General features: G+C 70.6%; 14 protein-coding genes. 7 read left to right on the top strand and 7 right to left on the bottom strand.

Annotated features, from left to right (window positions below; genetic code table 11):
• Positions 1–32: 32 nt before the first annotated feature.
• The 3 genes from ACWIE7_RS02255 to poxB are packed head-to-tail and all read left to right on the top strand — an operon-like array spanning position 33 to position 4,174.
• The gene (locus tag ACWIE7_RS02255) at positions 33–689 is read left to right on the top strand and encodes a TetR/AcrR family transcriptional regulator (protein WP_454068500.1); all 657 of its coding nucleotides are present in this window, start codon (positions 33–35) and stop codon (positions 687–689) included.
• The gene (locus tag ACWIE7_RS02250) at positions 686–2,401 is read left to right on the top strand and encodes an MDR family MFS transporter (protein WP_452099731.1); all 1,716 of its coding nucleotides are present in this window, start codon (positions 686–688) and stop codon (positions 2,399–2,401) included. The genes ACWIE7_RS02255 and ACWIE7_RS02250 overlap by 4 nt, the downstream gene beginning before the upstream one ends.
• 54 nt (positions 2,402–2,455) lie before the next feature.
• Positions 2,456–4,174, top strand: a complete 1,719-nt coding sequence (poxB, locus tag ACWIE7_RS02245) for a ubiquinone-dependent pyruvate dehydrogenase (protein ID WP_454068499.1) — start codon at positions 2,456–2,458, stop codon at positions 4,172–4,174.
• Positions 4,175–4,190: 16 nt separating this feature from the next.
• Here the strand turns inward: poxB and ACWIE7_RS02240 are convergent, their stop codons facing one another.
• The 4 genes from ACWIE7_RS02240 to ACWIE7_RS02225 form a co-directional block, all read right to left on the bottom strand.
• A complete protein-coding gene (locus tag ACWIE7_RS02240) occupies positions 4,191–4,862 on the bottom strand; it encodes a TenA family protein (protein ID WP_454068542.1) in 672 nt (223 codons plus the stop codon).
• Positions 4,863–4,974: 112 nt separating this feature from the next.
• Positions 4,975–6,336, bottom strand: coding sequence for a lipase family protein (locus ACWIE7_RS02235; protein ID WP_454068498.1), 1,362 nt, complete (start codon positions 6,334–6,336; stop codon positions 4,975–4,977).
• Positions 6,337–6,431: 95 nt separating this feature from the next.
• On the bottom strand, positions 6,432–7,028 hold the full coding sequence (locus tag ACWIE7_RS02230; protein ID WP_454057385.1) for a class I SAM-dependent methyltransferase: 597 nt from the start codon (positions 7,026–7,028) through the stop codon (positions 6,432–6,434).
• Entirely contained in the window at positions 7,025–8,080 is a 1,056-nt protein-coding gene (locus ACWIE7_RS02225; RefSeq protein ID WP_454068497.1) for an AraC family transcriptional regulator ligand-binding domain-containing protein, read from the bottom strand. Before ACWIE7_RS02225 ends, ACWIE7_RS02230 begins: the two co-directional genes overlap by 4 nt.
• Positions 8,081–8,198: 118 nt before the next feature.
• Here ACWIE7_RS02225 and ACWIE7_RS02220 point away from each other — a divergent pair, with 118 nt between their 5' ends.
• Positions 8,199–10,463, top strand: a complete 2,265-nt coding sequence (locus ACWIE7_RS02220; RefSeq protein WP_454068496.1) for a fatty acid desaturase — start codon at positions 8,199–8,201, stop codon at positions 10,461–10,463.
• A gap of 1 nt (position 10,464) precedes the next feature.
• Here the strand turns inward: ACWIE7_RS02220 and ACWIE7_RS02215 are convergent, their stop codons facing one another.
• A complete protein-coding gene (locus tag ACWIE7_RS02215; RefSeq protein ID WP_454068495.1) occupies positions 10,465–11,553 on the bottom strand; it encodes an NADH:flavin oxidoreductase/NADH oxidase in 1,089 nt (362 codons plus the stop codon).
• A 103-nt stretch (positions 11,554–11,656) separates the two neighbouring features.
• Between ACWIE7_RS02215 and ACWIE7_RS02210 the strand changes: the two genes are divergently transcribed.
• Genes ACWIE7_RS02210 through ACWIE7_RS02200 form a run of 3 tightly spaced genes read left to right on the top strand, consistent with a single transcriptional unit; the run spans position 11,657 to position 14,551 of the window.
• Positions 11,657–13,042, top strand: coding sequence for an MFS transporter (locus ACWIE7_RS02210; protein ID WP_454068494.1), 1,386 nt, complete (start codon positions 11,657–11,659; stop codon positions 13,040–13,042).
• A 46-nt stretch (positions 13,043–13,088) separates the two neighbouring features.
• Positions 13,089–14,105 (top strand): bifunctional molybdenum cofactor biosynthesis protein MoaC/MoaB, encoded by a 1,017-nt coding sequence (gene moaCB, locus ACWIE7_RS02205; RefSeq protein ID WP_454068493.1) that lies wholly within the window; start codon positions 13,089–13,091, stop codon positions 14,103–14,105.
• On the top strand, positions 14,105–14,551 hold the full coding sequence (locus ACWIE7_RS02200; protein ID WP_454057390.1) for a molybdenum cofactor biosynthesis protein MoaE: 447 nt from the start codon (positions 14,105–14,107) through the stop codon (positions 14,549–14,551). Before moaCB ends, ACWIE7_RS02200 begins: the two co-directional genes overlap by 1 nt.
• A gap of 4 nt (positions 14,552–14,555) precedes the next feature.
• On the opposite strand, the gene ACWIE7_RS02195 is transcribed toward ACWIE7_RS02200, so the two are convergent.
• Together ACWIE7_RS02195 and ACWIE7_RS02190 are read right to left on the bottom strand one after the other, a co-directional pair.
• A complete protein-coding gene (locus ACWIE7_RS02195) occupies positions 14,556–16,013 on the bottom strand; it encodes a DUF222 domain-containing protein (RefSeq protein WP_454068492.1) in 1,458 nt (485 codons plus the stop codon).
• Positions 16,014–16,121: 108 nt separating this feature from the next.
• Positions 16,122–16,751, bottom strand: coding sequence for a nucleosidase (locus ACWIE7_RS02190; RefSeq protein ID WP_454068491.1), 630 nt, complete (start codon positions 16,749–16,751; stop codon positions 16,122–16,124).
• Between the last annotated feature and the right edge of the window lie 25 nt (positions 16,752–16,776).

Genomic DNA, 16,776 nt, shown 5'->3' with positions numbered 1-16,776 from the left:
ACAGACTGCAACTTGTGGCGCATCATCGTCTGGTGACCACCAAAGACCCCTCCGCCGAGCCGACGCCCACCGGCCTGCGCGAGGTGAAGAAAGCCCGCACCCGTGCAGGTCTGGCCCGCGCCGCGCTACAGCTGGTCGCCGAGGAAGGCCTCCACGCCACGACCGTCGAGGCGATCGCCGCCCGCGCCGACGTCTCACCACGGACGTTCTTCAACTACTTCGACTCCAAAGACGAGGCGGTCGTCCACCTCGGTGCCGACCGCTTCCGCCGATTGATGCTCCGACTCTTCGCCGACACAACCGAGGCCACCGCGCCCGCCGCCAATCCGGTCCTGCGGATTCGCGACGTCATGTTGGACTTCCTCCGCGAGTCCGAGACCGACCCGGACGCCTCCGCCGACGACGACCTCGTCCGGGAAGCGCTCGAGCGCGATCCCTCCCTGTTCGGGGCGCTGCACACGTCGATGGCGGCGGTCGGCGCCGAGTTCGAGGCCGCAGTCACCAAGCACTACACATCAGTCGCCGACCGCGATCTGGCCCGTGTGGGCCTGAGCGTCGCGCTCGGCCTCACCCAGACGGCCATGCAGAGTGCCCGCGCCGGGCTCACCGACGTCCCCCTCACGGAGCTGGTCGCCCACTACTTCGGCCTCCTCCACACCGCATTCACCGATGAAAGGCCACTTCCTTGACCAGCACCTCCACGGCGCCACCCGCGCCTGTCGGGGACGACCCGATCACGCTCACCCCGCGTTCGGTCTGGATCATCTTCGGCGCCCTCATGGCGGGCATGTTCCTCGCCTCCCTCGACCAGTCGATCCTGGGCCCGGCCCTGCCGACCATCGTCGGCGAGCTCAACGGCGTCCAGCACCAGGCATGGATCATCACGATCTACATCCTCGCCGTGGCCATCACCATGCCGCTGTACGGCAAGTTCGGTGACCTCATCGGCCGTCGCAACCTCTTCCTGCTGGCGATCGCGATCTTCACCCTAGGGTCGATCGGATCCGGTTCGGCCGGCTTCTTCACCGACCCGGCCACCGAAGCGGGCTTCTGGGAGCTCGTCGCCTGGCGCGGCGTCCAGGGTCTGGGCGGCGGCGGCCTGATGATCCTGTCGCAGGCGATCATCGCCGACATCGTGCCCGCCTCCGAGCGCGGCAAGTACATGGGCCCGATGGGCGCCGTCTTCGGCATCTCGGCGGTCGCCGGCCCGCTGCTCGGCGGGTTCTTCACGGACACCGCCCACTGGCGCTGGTGCTTCTGGATCAACGTGCCGGTCGGCATCATCGCGTTCGTCCTGGCGTGGAAGTACATGAAGCTGCCGACCAAGCGCAGCACGGCCAAGGTGGACTACCTCGGCATCCTGTTCATGGTCCTGGGCACCGCGGGCCTGGTCCTGGTCACCGACCTCGGCGGCGACCAGCTGGCCTGGGACTCGCCGGGCATGATCGCGATGATCGCCGGAACCATCGCCAGCATCGTCGCCCTCGTGCTGGTCGAGCGCCGCGCCGAGGAGCCGATCCTGCCGCTGCACCTGTTCACCGGTCGTGTGTTCGTGGTGGCCACCGCTATCGCGTTCGTGCTCGGCGTGGCGATGTTCGCGGCGATCGGCTTCATCCCGACCTTCCTGCAGATGGCCACCGGAACCTCGGCCGCCGGCTCGGGCCTGCTCATGATCCCCATGATGGTCGGCCTCATGGCCACCTCGATCGGCTCCGGTATCGCCATCACCAAAACGGGCCGCTACCGCGTCTACCCGATCGTCGGCATGGCGCTGACCACGGCCACGGTCGCGGTGATGACCCAGATGACCGGCTCCACCCCGATCTGGCAGATCATGGCGATGCTGCTGTTCTTCGGCGCCGGCCTGGGCCTCGTGATGCAGGTGATCGTGCTGGCGGTCCAGAACGCGGTCGATCCGCGCGAGGTCGGCGTGGCCACGAGCTCGAACAACTACTTCCGTGAGATCGGCGCGGCGATCGGCACCGCCTGGTTCGGCTCGCTGTTCACGGGCCGGCTGATCGACAATCTCACTGACACGGTGGCCGCCAACCCGGAGCAGGCGATCGCCTCGGGGTTGAACCCGGGCGCCGTCACGCCGGCGTTCGTGGCGAACCTCCCCGAGCCGCTGCACCAGGGAATCGTGGACTCCTACGCGAATGCGTTGGCTCCCGCGCTCTGGTTCGTGGTGCCGGTCCTCGCCGTCGCCCTTCTGTTCGCGTTCTTCCTCCCCCAGGTCACCCTCAGCACCGAGGCCGGCATGATCGCGCGCGGCGAGGCCGTGTGGGACGACGGCTCCCTCGTGGAGGAGGGACAAACGGAGGGCGCGGCACCCGGCGCCGAGGTCGACGACGACGCCACCACCGCGACCGCACCCACTCCGACGGGCCCGCCCGGCTCGTGACGCGCGTTCCTCGATCGGTGTCCGCAGGCGGGCAGAGGTCGTAGGGTCGGCAGCATGGCACGTACCACGGTCGCTCGACACATCATCGACACGCTCAGCGCCTCGGGGGTCCGGCGGGTCTACGGACTACCCGGCGACTCGCTCAACGGCGTCACTGACGCCATCCGCGAGGTCGACGGCGTGGACTGGATGATCACCCGGCACGAGGAGGCGGCCGCGTTCGCCGCCTCCTCGGAGGCCGCGCTGACGGGGAACCTCACCGTCTGCGCCGGCTCCTGTGGCCCGGGCAACCTGCACCTGATCAACGGCCTGTTCGACGCCCAGCGCTCCGGGGTCCCGGTCCTCGCGCTGGCCGCGCACATCCCGTCGGAGGAGATCGGGACGGGCTACTTCCAGGAGACCCATCCGCAGGAACTGTTCCGCGAGTGCAGCGTCTACGTGGAGCATGTCTCGTCGGCCGAGCAGGCGCCGCGGCTGCTGCGGATCGCGATGCGTGCGGCCATCGAGAGGCGCGGGGTGGCCGTGCTCGTCCTGCCCGGTGACGTGGCGCTCGAGGAGATCACCGCCGAGGTGGCCGCCATCCGCCCCACCACCAGTGCGGTGGTCCCGGCCGAGGAGGATCTCGCTCGCGCCGCCCGTGTCCTCGACGGCTGCGAGGACGTGACGATCCTCGCCGGCGCCGGCTGCGCGGGCGCCCATGACGAACTGCTGCAGATCGCGGAGACGCTCAAGGCGCCGATCGTCCACGCGATGCGCGGCAAGGAATGGGTGGAACACGACAATCCCTACGACGTGGGGATGACCGGCCTGCTCGGGTTCTCATCGGGCTACCGCGCCATGATGGCCGCAGAGACCCTGCTGGTCCTGGGGTCCGACCTGCCGTATCAGCAGTTCTACCCGGACGCCACGGTCATCCAGGTCGACATCCGGGGCGAGCGGATCGGGCGACGCACGCCTGTCGAGGTACCGCTCGTCGGCGGTGTCGGGGAGACGATACGGGCGCTGCTCCCCAAAGTGCGCACGCACTCGGGCCGCAAGCACCTCGACGACGCCACAAAGCACTACGCCAAGACGCGGCGCACGCTGGACGACCTCGCCACGCAGTCGAAGCGGACCATCCACCCGCAGTACCTGACGCGGTTGATCGACGAGGCGGCAGACGACGACGCGGTGTTCCTGCCCGACGTCGGCAGCCCCGTCATCTGGGCGGCCCGCTATCTGACGATGAACGGGCGCCGACGGATCGTCGGGTCGTTCACCCACGGGTCCATGGCCAACGCGCTGTCGCAGGCGATCGGCGCCCAGGCCGCCTCACCCGGCCGACAGGTGATCGCGCTCGCGGGCGACGGTGGGCTGTCGATGCTGATGGGCGAGCTGCTCACGCTGGTCGAGCACGACCTGCCGGTCAAGGTGGTGGTGTTCAACAACTCCTCGTACAACTTCGTGGAGGTGGAGATGAAGGCCGACGGCTTCGTGAACTTCGGTACCGACCTGTCCAACCCCGACTTCTCGAAGGTGGCCGAGGCCTGCGGGCTCGCGGGGTTCCGGGCGGACAAGTCCAAGGACCTACCGAAGACCGTCAAGCAGTTCCTCGCCCATGACGGGCCCGCCCTGCTCGACGTGGAGGTGGAGCGTCAGGAGCTCACGATCCCGCCGTCCATCAGCGCCGCCCAGGCCAAGGGATTCACGCTCTACTCGCTGCGCACCGTGCTGTCCGGCCGCGGCGACGAGCTGGTGGACCTGGCCAAGGCGAACCTTCGGCAGCTCTTCTGACCGGTCGGCCCCGCGCTCAGTCCGCGCTGTCGAGGGCCTGCTGCCAGAAGTCGGCCTCCAGGCGCGTGGCCGTGCGGAACACCTCGGTGAGCTCGTCCAGCCGGCGATCGGACAGCCCGCCCTCGGCCAGCGCGTCGAGCTGTGCGACCGCGGCGCGGGACGCGGCGGTGAACTCCTCGCCGGAGTACTCGCCGATCCACTCGCGGTACGGGTGCTCGCCGCCCTGCCCGACGTGCTCGGCCAGCCGCGGCTGCAGCCTGGCGCCGATCTCGGCGTAGCCGATCGTGCACGGGGCCAGCGCCACGCTCAGGTCCAGCAGGTCCCCGGCCATCCCCGAGTCCAGGACGTAGCGGGTGTAGGCGACGGTGGCCTGCTTCTCCGCTGCAGCCTCGAGCTCGGCGCGCGGAATGCCCCAGCGCTCAGTGAGCGTCAGGTGCAGCTCGGTCTCGGCGAGAATCGCGCCGGTCGCGGCGTGCGCGGCCTTGAGGTCGGCCAGCGTGCGGCTCTTGTACGTGGCCAGTGCATTGGCGCGGGTGAACTGGACGAGGAAGTGGAAGTCCTGGATCAGGTAATCCTGGAAGACCGGCAGCCGCAGGGTGCCGGCGCCGAGCCTCTCCACGAAGTCGTGCCGGGTGTAGGCGTCCCATTCGGCGGCGCAGCGCGTCTTCAGGGTCTCGAACAAACTCAACGACTTCTCCTCGGTAGTGAGCACTGGCGTCTCAGGGGCACCCGCGGTCAGACCAGGGCGGTGCGTGTTCATCTTCCCCGAGATCCTGACTTCCACAAGGAACTGGTCCGGATCAGTTCCCTGACAGGTCGTTCCCCGGCGGGATCGTCTCGCAGTTGTTGGTCACCGGGGCGCCCGCGAACCGGCCCTCGAGCCACATCTGACCCTCAACCACCCACGGGACGGCCGCGAGCACGTGACTGAGGTAGGGGTACTCGCGGTACTCGATCTGCGTTCCGCCGGCGCAGTAGCCCCGCATCAGGGTTCGCACGTCGCCCGCGACCATCACGCCGTCGCCGTCGCCCACGCCGGGGCCACCGGGCGGGGTGCCCTCGAGGAACCCACCGGCCCCCTGGAAAACGAACATCGGCAGCGCGTGCGCCGGCCGGGTGCCCATGTTGATATCCCGGATGACCTCCATGATCTCCGGCGCGTCCTGCGGGGTCGGGTACTCGGGCCGGACGATGTCCGACCACCGCAGATTCTCGTAGCGCCCGAACGCCTCGATGATGGACAGTTCTCGTACATCGGCCAGTACCCGCTGACCGTATTCGGTGAGGTACTGGTCCACGTCGATCTCGTAGGCGCGGGACAGCCCCACGAGCGCCATCCCCACCACGCCGCTCCACAGCGGCCCCTCGCCCGCGTATCGGAGGTTGGTCACCGGGTTGACGAACAGCCCGCCCTGCGCCACACCCACGATGCGGTCACGCAGCTCCGGGGCGTAGTCGGCGAGAAGGATGGCCGCCCAGTTGGAGGCGATCGCACCACCGGAGTAGCCGAACAGCCCGATCCGGGAGTCCGCCCCGACGGCTGCCGTCGGCGAGGCGGTCGCCGCCCGCAACGAATCCAAGGTGGCCGCGCCGTATCCCGGCCCCGCGGCGAAATCCGCGTCCGGGCCCTGGGTATCAGCCAGGACCACCGTGTGCCCGGCGAGAAGCGACGGAGCGATGAACGTGGTCTCGAACGCGGGGATGAGACCACCCAGGGACCGATTACCCGCGATCATCCGTGACGGATTGTCCAGGGGGTTCAGCGAGTCGTAGAACGACTGGTACGACACCACGTTCCCCGTCGCCGGTCCGGGCGGGTGGATGACACTGGTGACGTTCTCCTCGATCCCGCCACGTGCGTTGGTCGTGGCGTAGAGGATCTGGGTGACCTGTACCGGCGTGGGCAGAGCGGCGACGTGATAGCTGATCTGCCGCTCCCTCAGCACCGTGCCCGGCGCCGTCGAGGCGAGGTCGACTCCGTCCGGAACCTCGTAGAACGACTGGTCATCGTGCGGCGCGGTGTGGTCCACCACGGGCCGGACCGAGTCCCACACCCCGCCCACCGACTCGGTCTGCACACTCTGCGCGTTCGCGACCGGCGCCGCCATCCCCATGGCGAGCACCGCCACCACTACGGCCTGCGCCCCTACACTGAGCCTCATTCGTCTCCCCCTTGATCCGATGTGACGCAAGCTACATGACCCGGGTGGCCCCAGTCACAGGTGACGGTTTCCTCAGGAAATGCCTGATGAGGCAGCTAATCAGCGCGGGCGACGATCGCCCCGTGTGGCCGGTACCCACGGCCCGTCCGCGTGGCGGTCTCCACGACATCGAACCCCACGGCCCGCACCCGCTCGGTCAGCGCCCCGATCGACCAGCGATATGCGGGGGTCACCGCGTGGTCGAAACGCTCGACGGGCTCGCCGTGGAAGAACCCGAGCAGCAGTTGACCGCCCGGCCGCAGGACCCGGGCGACCTCAGCGAGCGGTATACCGATCCCCTCCGGTTCGTGGTGGATGAGCGAGTACCAGGCGAGGACTCCAGACATACTCGCATCCCCGAGCGGCAGCGCATCCAGGTCGGCCTCCTCGAAACGACACCCGGGATAAGCCGTGCGGGCGTGATCCACGAACTCGCTGACGCCGTCGACGCCGCGGACGTCCACTCCCGCTCTCGCCAGATGCGCCGTCCAGTGCCCGGGCCCGCACCCGGCATCGAGGACCGGGCCGCCCACCTGTCGCGCCCAGCGGGTCACCAGCTCGAGGTCGGCGGGGTGGACGGTAGAGATGGCCCCGAGGTGTTCGATGTACTCCCCCGCCCGCCGCGCGTAGGCCTCGCGCGCCTCCCGCGTCACAGGCCCCGCTCCCGGGCCTGGCTCGGCGGCACGCCCTCCCAGCGGGTGAACGACCGGGTGAAGGTGGCGGTCTCGGAGTACCCGAGATCTCGCGCGATCTCCGCCACCGCCGCGCCCTGGCCGAGCAGTTCCAGGGCCCTGCCGTGCCGCACCTCGTCGACCAGTCGCCGGAACGACGTGCCCTCCGCGGTCAGCCTGCGCCGGAGCGTGCGCTCGTCGACGTGCAGGTCGGCGGCCACGTCCGCCATGGACGGCCAGTCACCCCGCTCGTGTCGCAATCGGCTGCGCACCTGCCCGGCCACCCCGACGCGGGCCACCCGGGCGTCCAGCACCTCCCGGCACTGCTGCTCGAACAGTCGCGCGGTGTTCTCATCCGCCTGCGGCAGCCGCTCGTCCAGGCGCTCGCGCGGGATGACCAGCCGGTTGGTCGCACAGTTCGGAGCCACGGCCGCCGACTCGAGCCGCCACGCCTCCGCCAGCAGCGCCGCGCCCGCGGGCCCGAGCGTGGTCTCGATCCCGGCCAGCTGCAGGTCGATCTGCGCTCCACGAAACGCCGCCGCCAATCCGGCCAGGTCCCGTTCCACCACGAAGGCGCGCACGTCGGGCGGGATCTCGTCGTCGGCGGCGACCGCGTACACGACCCCGTCGGCCTCCTCCAGCGCGAAACGCAGGTGCGTCGGCGACAACGCGAGGTAGGGGATCGCCCGCTCGAGCGCCGCGCGCACGGTCGGTCCGGCGAGCATCATGAACCCGATCACGCCGGTCCGACCGATCGTCGAATACGCCCCGATGCCGGCCCCCAGCCCGGGCAGGTCCCCGAGCTCGGCCAACAGATTGCGGATCACCGCGAACTCCTGATGTGCCCAGATCTGCGCGTTCTCATCCGCGAGATCGGGCGGCTGAATTCCGGTGCCGGCGAGGCACATCGTCGTCGTCATCCCCTGCGCCACGGCGCCTTCCACCATGATCCGCACGCCCTCCGTGCCGCGCGGCACGGCCCACACGGGCGAGCCCGACGACGACCGCGACGACGACAACGACGGCTCGGACATCGCCCGAACCTATCAACCCACACGCCCGGTTGTCCGACGGTGCGCATGTCCGAAAGTGCCAACTTCCCGACCGGAAGCGCCATTCCGCCGGCGTGGATGCGTGGCTACGGTCACATTCATGACTCTCGCCGGCTCCCCTGACACCGCCACCGACACCGGGCTCGCGGCCGAGCTCGGTGCCCTCTACCTCCGCGCCAAGGCCGCGGTCGGCGCCGAGGACCTGGCGCACATCCGCAACGTCACCGCCTACGGCGAGGCGATCGACGCCCGCCGTCGCGAACTGCTGCGCGAGGGCGGCCCACGCGCGATCCGCCGCGCCACCGCACTGGAGATGGCGTACCGGCTCATGCAGTTCTCCGAGCTCGGCCACAACATCATCCACGGCAGCTACGACCACCTGCCGGACTGCGGCGAGTACCACTCCGACCGCTACCACTGGGACTTCAACGTCGACACCGACCAGTGGAAGACCATGCACCACGTGGGCCACCACCCCAACACCAACATCGTCGGCAAGGACCACGACCTGGGGTACAGCCTGTTCCGCGGCAGCGCCGGCCAGGACTGGTACGGCCACCACCTCGGGCAGGTCGCGATGATCTCGGCGCTGGCCGCGATGGCCCCGATCGCGGCGCCGTTCTTCCTGGCGAACATCGCGCGCAAGGTCGAGGGACACGGGCTCTTCAGCTCGTACATGCTGCGGTCCCCCGCCCGGATCGCCGGCCGCGACGCCCGGCGTCGGTTCGTCGACGAGCCGTTTCGTTCGGGCTGGAAGCCGCTGCAGACGCTCGCCGCGAACTACCTCGGCGGGGTGACCGGCTACATGTCGGTCCTGTTCCTGGTGTTCATCGAGCACCACGCCGGCGAACTCGAGCTGTTCACCGACCCCGGCCCCGACGAGACCGCCGACCAGTACTACGAGCGCCAGATCCGCGCGACGCGAAACTTCCTGCCCAGCGCGCAGATGGACGACGCCCTCGCGCGACTGCTCGAGGAGGAGGTGCCGTTCTCCGGCCGGCCCGACCTGCGCATCTTCTACGGCGGCCTGGACACGCACGTCGAGCACCACCTCTTCCCGGACCTGCCCCCGTCGATGCAGCGCAAGATTGCGCCGGAGGTCCGCGAGATCGCCGCGCGGCACGGGCTGCCCTACCACGAGACGCCGCTGCTGGAGACCGTGCCGCTCATCGCCAAGACGCTCACGGGACTGTCGGTGCCGTTCGGCGAGCGCGAGTTCCCGCGGCCCGGCCGCCTCCTGCGCAACCCGGCCGGCCTGGCGCGGCGCATCGCCGCGGGGCTGCGCTACCGGAAACTGCCCGAGTCGCCCTACCTCGACAAGCCGCAGTTCCACAACGTGCCGGCGCGGGTCGTGGCGGCCACCCCTGTCGCGGACGGGCAGTCCCTGTCGGTGCGCCTGGCCCGCCCGCGCGGGTGGGATGACGTGCGGTGGGACGCCGGCGCGTACGTGTCGGTGCGCCAGATGGTCGACGACGACGAGCTGGTCCGCCAGTACAGCCTGGTCCACGACTCGGTCGGGCAGGCCGAGCCGTCCGACCTGGAGTTCTGCGTCAAGCGCGTGGCTGACGGCCGCGTCTCCAACCGGCTGAACGACACCCTGAAGCCGGGGGCCTACGTGACGCTCGTGGGCGTGCCGCAGTCCTCCGGCGACTTCGCCTTGCCGACCGCGGATAACGGCGTCGGCACACCGAAATCCCTGCACATCGCGGGCGGCGTGGGCATCACCCCGATCATCGCGCTGCTGCGCCGCCTCGCCCGCGACGCCGCAGACTCCCCCGCTGGCGCCGGCCCGGACGCGACACTGCTCTACTTCAACCGCGACGAACACTCGATCATCTTCGAGCCGCAGCTTCGCGAGCTGGCCCGCGACGCCGGGATCACGCTGCACCTGTTCACCGACGCCCCAGCCGCACGCGACGACCTGCGCACCGGTCGACTCGGCCCGGAGCTGCTGGCCGAACTGGTGCCGGATCTGGCCGAACGCGAGACCTACGTCTGCGCCCCGGCGGCGGTGATCGACCTCGCCCGCGAATGGCTGCGCGAGCTGGAGCAGCCCGCCGATCGCTTCCACGCCGAGTCGTTCACCGCGCCCGAGCTGGATCGGCCCGCCGACGACGGCAGCCGCTACACCGTCCGCTTCGCCCGCACCGGGACGTCTGTAGAGATCGACGGCGGCACCACCCTGCTGGAGGCGGCCGGGCGCGCCGGGATCCCGGTACCCACCGGCTGCGAGCGGGGCCTGTGCAAGGCGTGCGTCACCACCAAGCTCGCCGGCACCACCAGCGCCGAGCAGCCCGGCGTGCAGCAGGAGCGGATCACGGTCTGCAACTCGCTGGCCTCCTCGGACATCGAGCTGGATCTGTAGGTCAGTCCCACTTCCCCCGCGTGTACTGCGGCGGGTACGGGGCGTCGCGCCAGTCCAGGCCCAGCTCGGCGGCGGCCCGCTGCGGCCAGGCCGGCTCACGCAGGGCGACGCGGCCGAGGAACACCACGTCGGCGCGGCCGTCGACCAGCAGGCTCTCGGCGTACTCCGGGTCGCTGATCAGCCCGACCGCCCCGGCCAGCGCCGCCCCGGACGCCCGGACCGCCTCGGTCAGCGGCACCTGGTAGCCCTGCTCGAGCGGCACGGGCGGCCGGTCGGGAGTGTTGGCGGCGGAGGAGACGTCGATCAGGTCCACGCCGTGGTCGGCCAGTCGGCCCGCCAGCCAGCGCGAGTCCTCCGGAGTCCAGCCGCCCTCGACCCAGTCCGTCGCCGAGATGCGGACGAACAGGGGCTTGCCGCCCGGCCACACCTCGCGGACGGCGTCGCAGATCTCCAGCAGCAGTCTGGCTCGGTTGTCGCGCGAGCCGCCGTAGGCGTCGGTCCGCTCGTTGGACAGCGGCGAGAGGAACTCGTGGAGGAGGTACCCGTGGGCGGCGTGGATCTCCACCACGTCGAACCCGGCCTCGTCGGCGCGCCGGGCGGCGTCGGCGAACGCGGTGACCACCTCACGGATCCCGGCGGCATCCAGCGCCTCGGGGGTCGCCATGTCGCCGAACGGGATCGCCGAGGGCGCGACGGTGGGCCAGCCGCCCTCGGAGACGGGCATCGATCCTGAAGGCTGGCCGGGGAACGCCTTGTAGGTCGACGCCTTGCGCCCGGCGTGCGCCAGTTGGATCCCCATCGCCGCGCCCTGGGAGTGGACGAACTCCACGATGGGCGCCCACGCATCCCGCTGCCGGTCGTTCCACAGTCCGGCGTCCTCGGGGCTGATGCGCCCCTCCGGCACCACCGCGGACGCCTCGGCGATCAGCAGCCCGAACCCGCCCTGCGCCCGCGCCCCGAGGTGCACGAAGTGCCACGGAGTGGGCACGCCGTCCCGGGCGTCGCACGAGTACTGACACATGGGTGAGAGCCAGGCACGGTTGCGGATCTCGAGGTCACGGATACGGATCGGGTCGAAGAGCTGCGCCATGCCCGCGATTAAACCCTCGGCCGCCTGAACGCCGCCGACGGCACCCCCACTCGTGTCCGCACACCCTTTGACTTCGCCGTGACCAGCACATATGTTGCCGTGAATGTCCTCCACCCAGCCGGTCCCCGAGCGGCAGGCCTGGCTCGCGTTGACCGCCCTGTGCTCGGGTCTGTTCATCACGCTCATGGATCAGGCGCTCGTGGCCGTGGCGTTGCCGAGCATCCGCGAGGATCTGGACGCGAGCATCATCCAGACCGTGTGGGTGGTGGCCGTCTACCTGCTCGCCTTCGCCGCCCCGCTCCTGGTCAGCGGCCGGCTCGGTGACCGGTTCGGGCAACGCAACGTCTACCTGGCCGGGATGGCGGTCTTCACCGTCGCCGCCACCGCTGCGGCCTTCGCCCCCACGATCGAGCTACTCATCGCGGCCCGCGCCGTCCAGGGCGTGGGCGCCTCGCTGCTCAACCCCCAGCCGCTGAGCATCATCCACCGGGTCTTCGCCTACGACCGACGGGGCGCCGCGATGGGGATGTGGAGCGCGGTCGCGAGCTCGGCGGGCCTGTTCGGCCCCATCCTCGGTGGCCTGATCGTGGGTTCCGCCGGATGGCGCTGGGTCTTCGCCCTCTACATCCCGTTCGGGTTCCTGGCGTTCGTCCTGGTCGCCCTGCTGGTCCCGCGGCTGCCGACCGGCGTCGGCCGGATCGACCTGGTCAGCGCGGCGCTCGCCGTGGTGGCCGTGCTCGCCGTGACGCTCACCCTCCAGCTGGGCCCCGACCTCGGTTGGCCACTGTGGCTCTGGGCGGTCGTCGCCGCGGGGATCGCCGCAGCCGCGCTGTTCGTCCGGCGGCAGTTCCACGTCGGCCGCCGGGGCCTCGACGCCCTCGTGCCGCCGGCCCTGTTCGGCCACCGCAACTTCGCGCTCGGTTCGTTCTCGGTGTTCACGCTCGGTTTCGCCGTGTACTCGATGAACATCCCGATCATGCTGTTCCTGCAGACCTCGAAGGGCCTGTCCGCCGAGGTCGCGGGCCTGATGATGATCCCCACCGCCGTGGTCTCGCTGGTCCTCGCGCCGTACGTCGGCCGCCTCACCGACCGCACCGCCCCGGGCGTCGTCTCGACCACCGGTTTCGTGTCGATGATCGCCGCGATGCTGCTGTTCGCCGCCATGATGACCTGGCAGGCGCCGGTCCCGTGGCTGCTCGTCCCCCTGGTGCTGATGGGCGCGGCCAACGCGATGTGCTGGGCGGCCAACTCGGCGGTGTCGATGCGCAGCCTGCCGTCCGACCTGGTGGGCGCCGGCTCCGGCGTCTACAACACGTCGCGGCAGGTCGGCGCCGTGGTGGGCGCCGCCGCTCTCGGCGCGGTCATGCAGGTCGGCATCGCCCACACCGATTTCTCCACCGCGATGGGCCTCACGCTGGTCCTGCCCGCCCTCCTGCTCCTCGCGGGTGCGACCGCCGTCCGCCGCTTCCAGCCCGACTCACCCCACTGACCGACACGCCGCCCCGACCTGCACCGCGACGACTACCGTGGAGGCCATGGCAGACCCGCAGCTCACCCACCTCGACGCCGAGGGCCGCGTCCGCATGGTCGACGTCGGCGACAAGGCCGTGACCACCCGCACCGCCACCGCCGAGGGCGTCTTCCGCACCCGCCCCGAGGTGGTGACGATGGTCGACGGCGATGCGCTGGGCAAGGCCGACGTGCTGGCCACCGCGCGCCTGGCCGGGATCGGCGCCGCCAAGAAGACCTCCGAGCTGATCCCGTTGTGCCACCAGATCCCGCTGAACTCGGTGAAGGTGCATTTCGATCTCGACGCCGACGCGGGCGAGATCCGCGTCTCCGCCACCGCCAAGACCACCGGCCGGACGGGCGTCGAGATGGAGGCGCTCACGGCCGTCTCGGTGGCGGGCCTGACGTTGCACGACATGGTCAAGGCCGTGGATCCCCTCGCCACGATGGACGGGGTCCGACTGGCAGCCAAATCAGGTGGAAAGCGCGGCGACTGGACCCGGGAATCCGACGACGACAACGCCGCCACCGACCAGAACGCCCACCCGGCAGAACCCGCCGCGATCGGTGAGGGCCGGAGCGCCGTCGTCGTCGTCTCCTCCACCGCCGCCTCGCGCGGTGAGCGCGAGGACTCCACCGGCCCCGCCATCGAGTCCTGGCTGGTCGAGCGCAATTTCGCCCCGGTCGAGGTGCACGTGGTGGCCGACGCGGAGATCGAGGTGGCCGTCACCGAGCAGGTCCGCCGCTCGCCGGCTGCGCTGCTGACCACCGGCGGCACCGGCGTGGCCCCGGACGACCGCACCCCCGAGGCCACGGCGCCACACCTCACGCTGCAGCTGCCCGGTGTGGCCGAGGCGATGCGGGCACGCGGCATCGCCGCCACGCCGACGGCCGCGATGAGTCGCGGGGTGGCGGGCTTCGCCGGCCGTACGCTCGTGGTGAACCTGCCCGGCTCGACCGGAGGCGTGCGCGACGGCCTCGCCGTGCTCGACGACCTGCTCGAGCACCTGCTCGAGGTACATGCGAATGGAGGTGGGCACTGATGACCACATCCGTGCCGCTGGCCCGAATCACCGACGCCGTGATCGACCCGCGTGAAGTCGAGCAGGAGGTCTGGACCACTGCCGACGGCGCGATGGTGACGTTCTCCGGGATTGTGCGCGATCACGACGGGGGGCGTTCCGACGTCCAGCACATCGAGTATTCGGCGCACCCGACGGCCGCGAAGATCCTCGGCCGACTGTGCGAGGAGATCGCCACCGAGACGAGCGGGCCGGCCGGCCGGGTGCGGGTGGGCGCCGTGCACCGGGTGGGAGTCCTGCCGGTCGGCGAGGTCGCGGTGGTCGTGGTGGCGGTCGCGCCCCACCGCGCGGAGGCGTTCGCCGCGTGCGCCGAGTTGATCGAACGGCTCAAGCACGGAGTGCCGATCTGGAAGCGGCAGTTGTTCTCCGACGGGCTGTCGGAATGGGTGGGCGTCGGCGACTGCTGACCCCTCAGGCGGGTCGGTCGCGTCTGTCGGTTCCGGGTGGGTTGGTGAGGTATCCGTCGGGTGAGAAGAGTCTGTCGTTGAGGATGATCTCGACCTGTTCCTGGATGCCCTCGCGTGCCCGGGCCAGTGGGCCTTTGGGTCGGGTGCGGTGTTGGTGTCCGGTGTCGGTGGTGATGATCAGCTCGCCCAGCGGCCCGGGCCGGTAGGAGTTGGTGCCGAAGGTCTTCTCGCGGTGGTGTTTGCGGCACAGGCACACCAGGTTCCACTCCAGGGTCGGCCCGCCCAACTCCGGGGTGGCCCGGTCGAACGCGATCACATGATCGATGTCGCAGTCCCGGGCATCGACCGCGCAGCCCGGGTGGCGGCAGGTGCCGTCACGCAGCCGGATCCGCTCGGCCAACGCCGGGGAGATGACGTACCGCAGTGCCCGCTCCGGGGTGTCCAGGGCGCCGGGGGCGGGGTCGATGATCTCGAACCGCACCCGCGCGTCATCGCCCTCGAGCAGTTCCTGACACAGCCAGTCGAAGCTGGTGTACGCGCCGGTGACGAACTCCACCTGATCGGGCAGTCCCCGCGCGGCCGCGGCGATCACACTGATCCGGATCGGCTGACCGGTGGCCGCGGCGGCGTTACCGACCGTCGGGCGCGGCAGGTCCGCCCCGACCTGCACCGGGCCGAGCTCGATGCCATCAACGACCTCGGGCGGCCCGGCCGGGGAGTACACCGCCAACGCCGACAGTGCATCAGCGCGGAGCTGGTCCATGGGCCGCGGCACCCCGTCGGCGGCGGCCGCGGCGGCATCGGTCTCGATCCTGCGGCGCAGCATCTCCGCGTCCCCGATCGGCAGCTTGGCCCACATCGAGGCCATCCCGTCGCGGCCCCGGCGAAACCGCACCGTGCGCGACTCTGTGGCCGCATCTACCGCGTCCTGCGCCGCCCCGGGATCCAGACGTTCCACGGCCCGGTCGATCATCGCCTCCACCGCCGACCGCGACGGCCGGTCACCACCGTCCAGATCGTGCCCGACGCGGGCCATGACCGCATCCTCCACATCAGAGACGATCGCGTCCGGCACCTGCGCCAACCGGCAGGCGATATCGATGGCCAACTGCTCCGGCAACAGCCCCCGCCCGACCATGGACAGCATCCGCGGCAGCCGGGTGTGGATCTGCACCCCGGCAAGGACCAACCGGCCCGCATGCCAACACGTCAACTGACACGCCGCCGCCATATGGTCACGCGCCCGCGCCTGCGGATCCAACCGCGCAAACCCCGGCCGCCCCGAATCGTCGGCCTCAGCAGCCCGAGCCAGCTGCCGCACCAACAACGCAGCCGCTTCCAACCGCGTGGCCCCCGCCCGATTCTGCGCCAGCGTCGCCGACCGCGCCGCCTCGCTCACAGCCCTCAAATCCGCCGCACCCACGGAAGCAGACACCGCAGACAACGAACCCACCGACGTCATCGTCGCCACCCCCGCCGCACATCAGTAGAACGTATGTACGACCGTACCCGCCGTCCCACTATCGCGCAAGTGTTCGAATCCAATCGGCCGCCGGGGCGGAGGAGGGCGCTATGAGAGCCGCGTTCCGACCCATTCAGCCAGCACGCGCGCACACGCGTCGACGCCTTCGACCCACGTGTCACCTGCGCCTTCGTCGGCCGGATCGGACACGTACTTGACCAGTCGCGTCGGCACCCCGAGGGCCGCTCCCGCCGCCGCGACGGCGTAACCCTCCATGTCGACCAGGTCGGCGATCGCGACGAGCCGATCCCGCAGCGGCCCGCCCGCCACGAAGCGGTCGCCGGTCGCTAGCACCGGCGCGGTCGTGCCGCCGGGAGACGACGGCAGCAGCGATCGCGGCGCCGGGACAACCGCGCTGACCGCGGACAGTTCCAGGGGCGGCCCGTCATGCCGACCGGTGACGGCGTGGAGGGCCGGGTCGTCGAAGTCGTACTGGAAGACGGTGGCGATCTCGTGCGTCCCCTCCATCCCGGGGTGCAGGCCGCCGGCGGTCCCGACGTTGACCAGCTCGCGGGGGCGCGCGCCGCCGCCGAGGGCGGTGGCGACCGCCAATGCCGCCCGCACCTTGCCGACGCCCGTCACCAGGACCGGGAAGTCGGTGACGAAGTGCCGGGCCTCCTGCTCGAGAGCCACGACGACGAGTGGATGTGCCGGGTCAACAGTGCCTATGAGTTCCACGGCGTCCACGCTAGCCTGCTGCCAG

This window comes from Dietzia sp. NPDC055343 (assembly GCF_053645265.1).
This window is presented reverse-complemented; position numbering and strand designations above follow the sequence as displayed.

Bases quoted from the DNA above. Each gene is read 5' to 3' on its own strand.
- poxB (WP_454068499.1), top strand. From the start codon at position 2,456: ATGGCACGTACCACGGTCGCTCGACACATCATCGACACGCTCAGCGCC.
- ACWIE7_RS02235 (WP_454068498.1), bottom strand. From the start codon at position 6,336: ATGAGGCTCAGTGTAGGGGCGCAGGCCGTAGTGGTGGCGGTGCTCGCC.
- ACWIE7_RS02225 (WP_454068497.1), bottom strand. From the start codon at position 8,080: ATGTCCGAGCCGTCGTTGTCGTCGTCGCGGTCGTCGTCGGGCTCGCCC.
- ACWIE7_RS02220 (WP_454068496.1), top strand. From the start codon at position 8,199: ATGACTCTCGCCGGCTCCCCTGACACCGCCACCGACACCGGGCTCGCG.
- ACWIE7_RS02215 (WP_454068495.1), bottom strand. From the start codon at position 11,553: ATGGCGCAGCTCTTCGACCCGATCCGTATCCGTGACCTCGAGATCCGC.
- ACWIE7_RS02210 (WP_454068494.1), top strand. From the start codon at position 11,657: ATGTCCTCCACCCAGCCGGTCCCCGAGCGGCAGGCCTGGCTCGCGTTG.
- moaCB (WP_454068493.1), top strand. From the start codon at position 13,089: ATGGCAGACCCGCAGCTCACCCACCTCGACGCCGAGGGCCGCGTCCGC.
- ACWIE7_RS02200 (WP_454057390.1), top strand. From the start codon at position 14,105: ATGACCACATCCGTGCCGCTGGCCCGAATCACCGACGCCGTGATCGAC.
- ACWIE7_RS02195 (WP_454068492.1), bottom strand. From the start codon at position 16,013: ATGACGTCGGTGGGTTCGTTGTCTGCGGTGTCTGCTTCCGTGGGTGCG.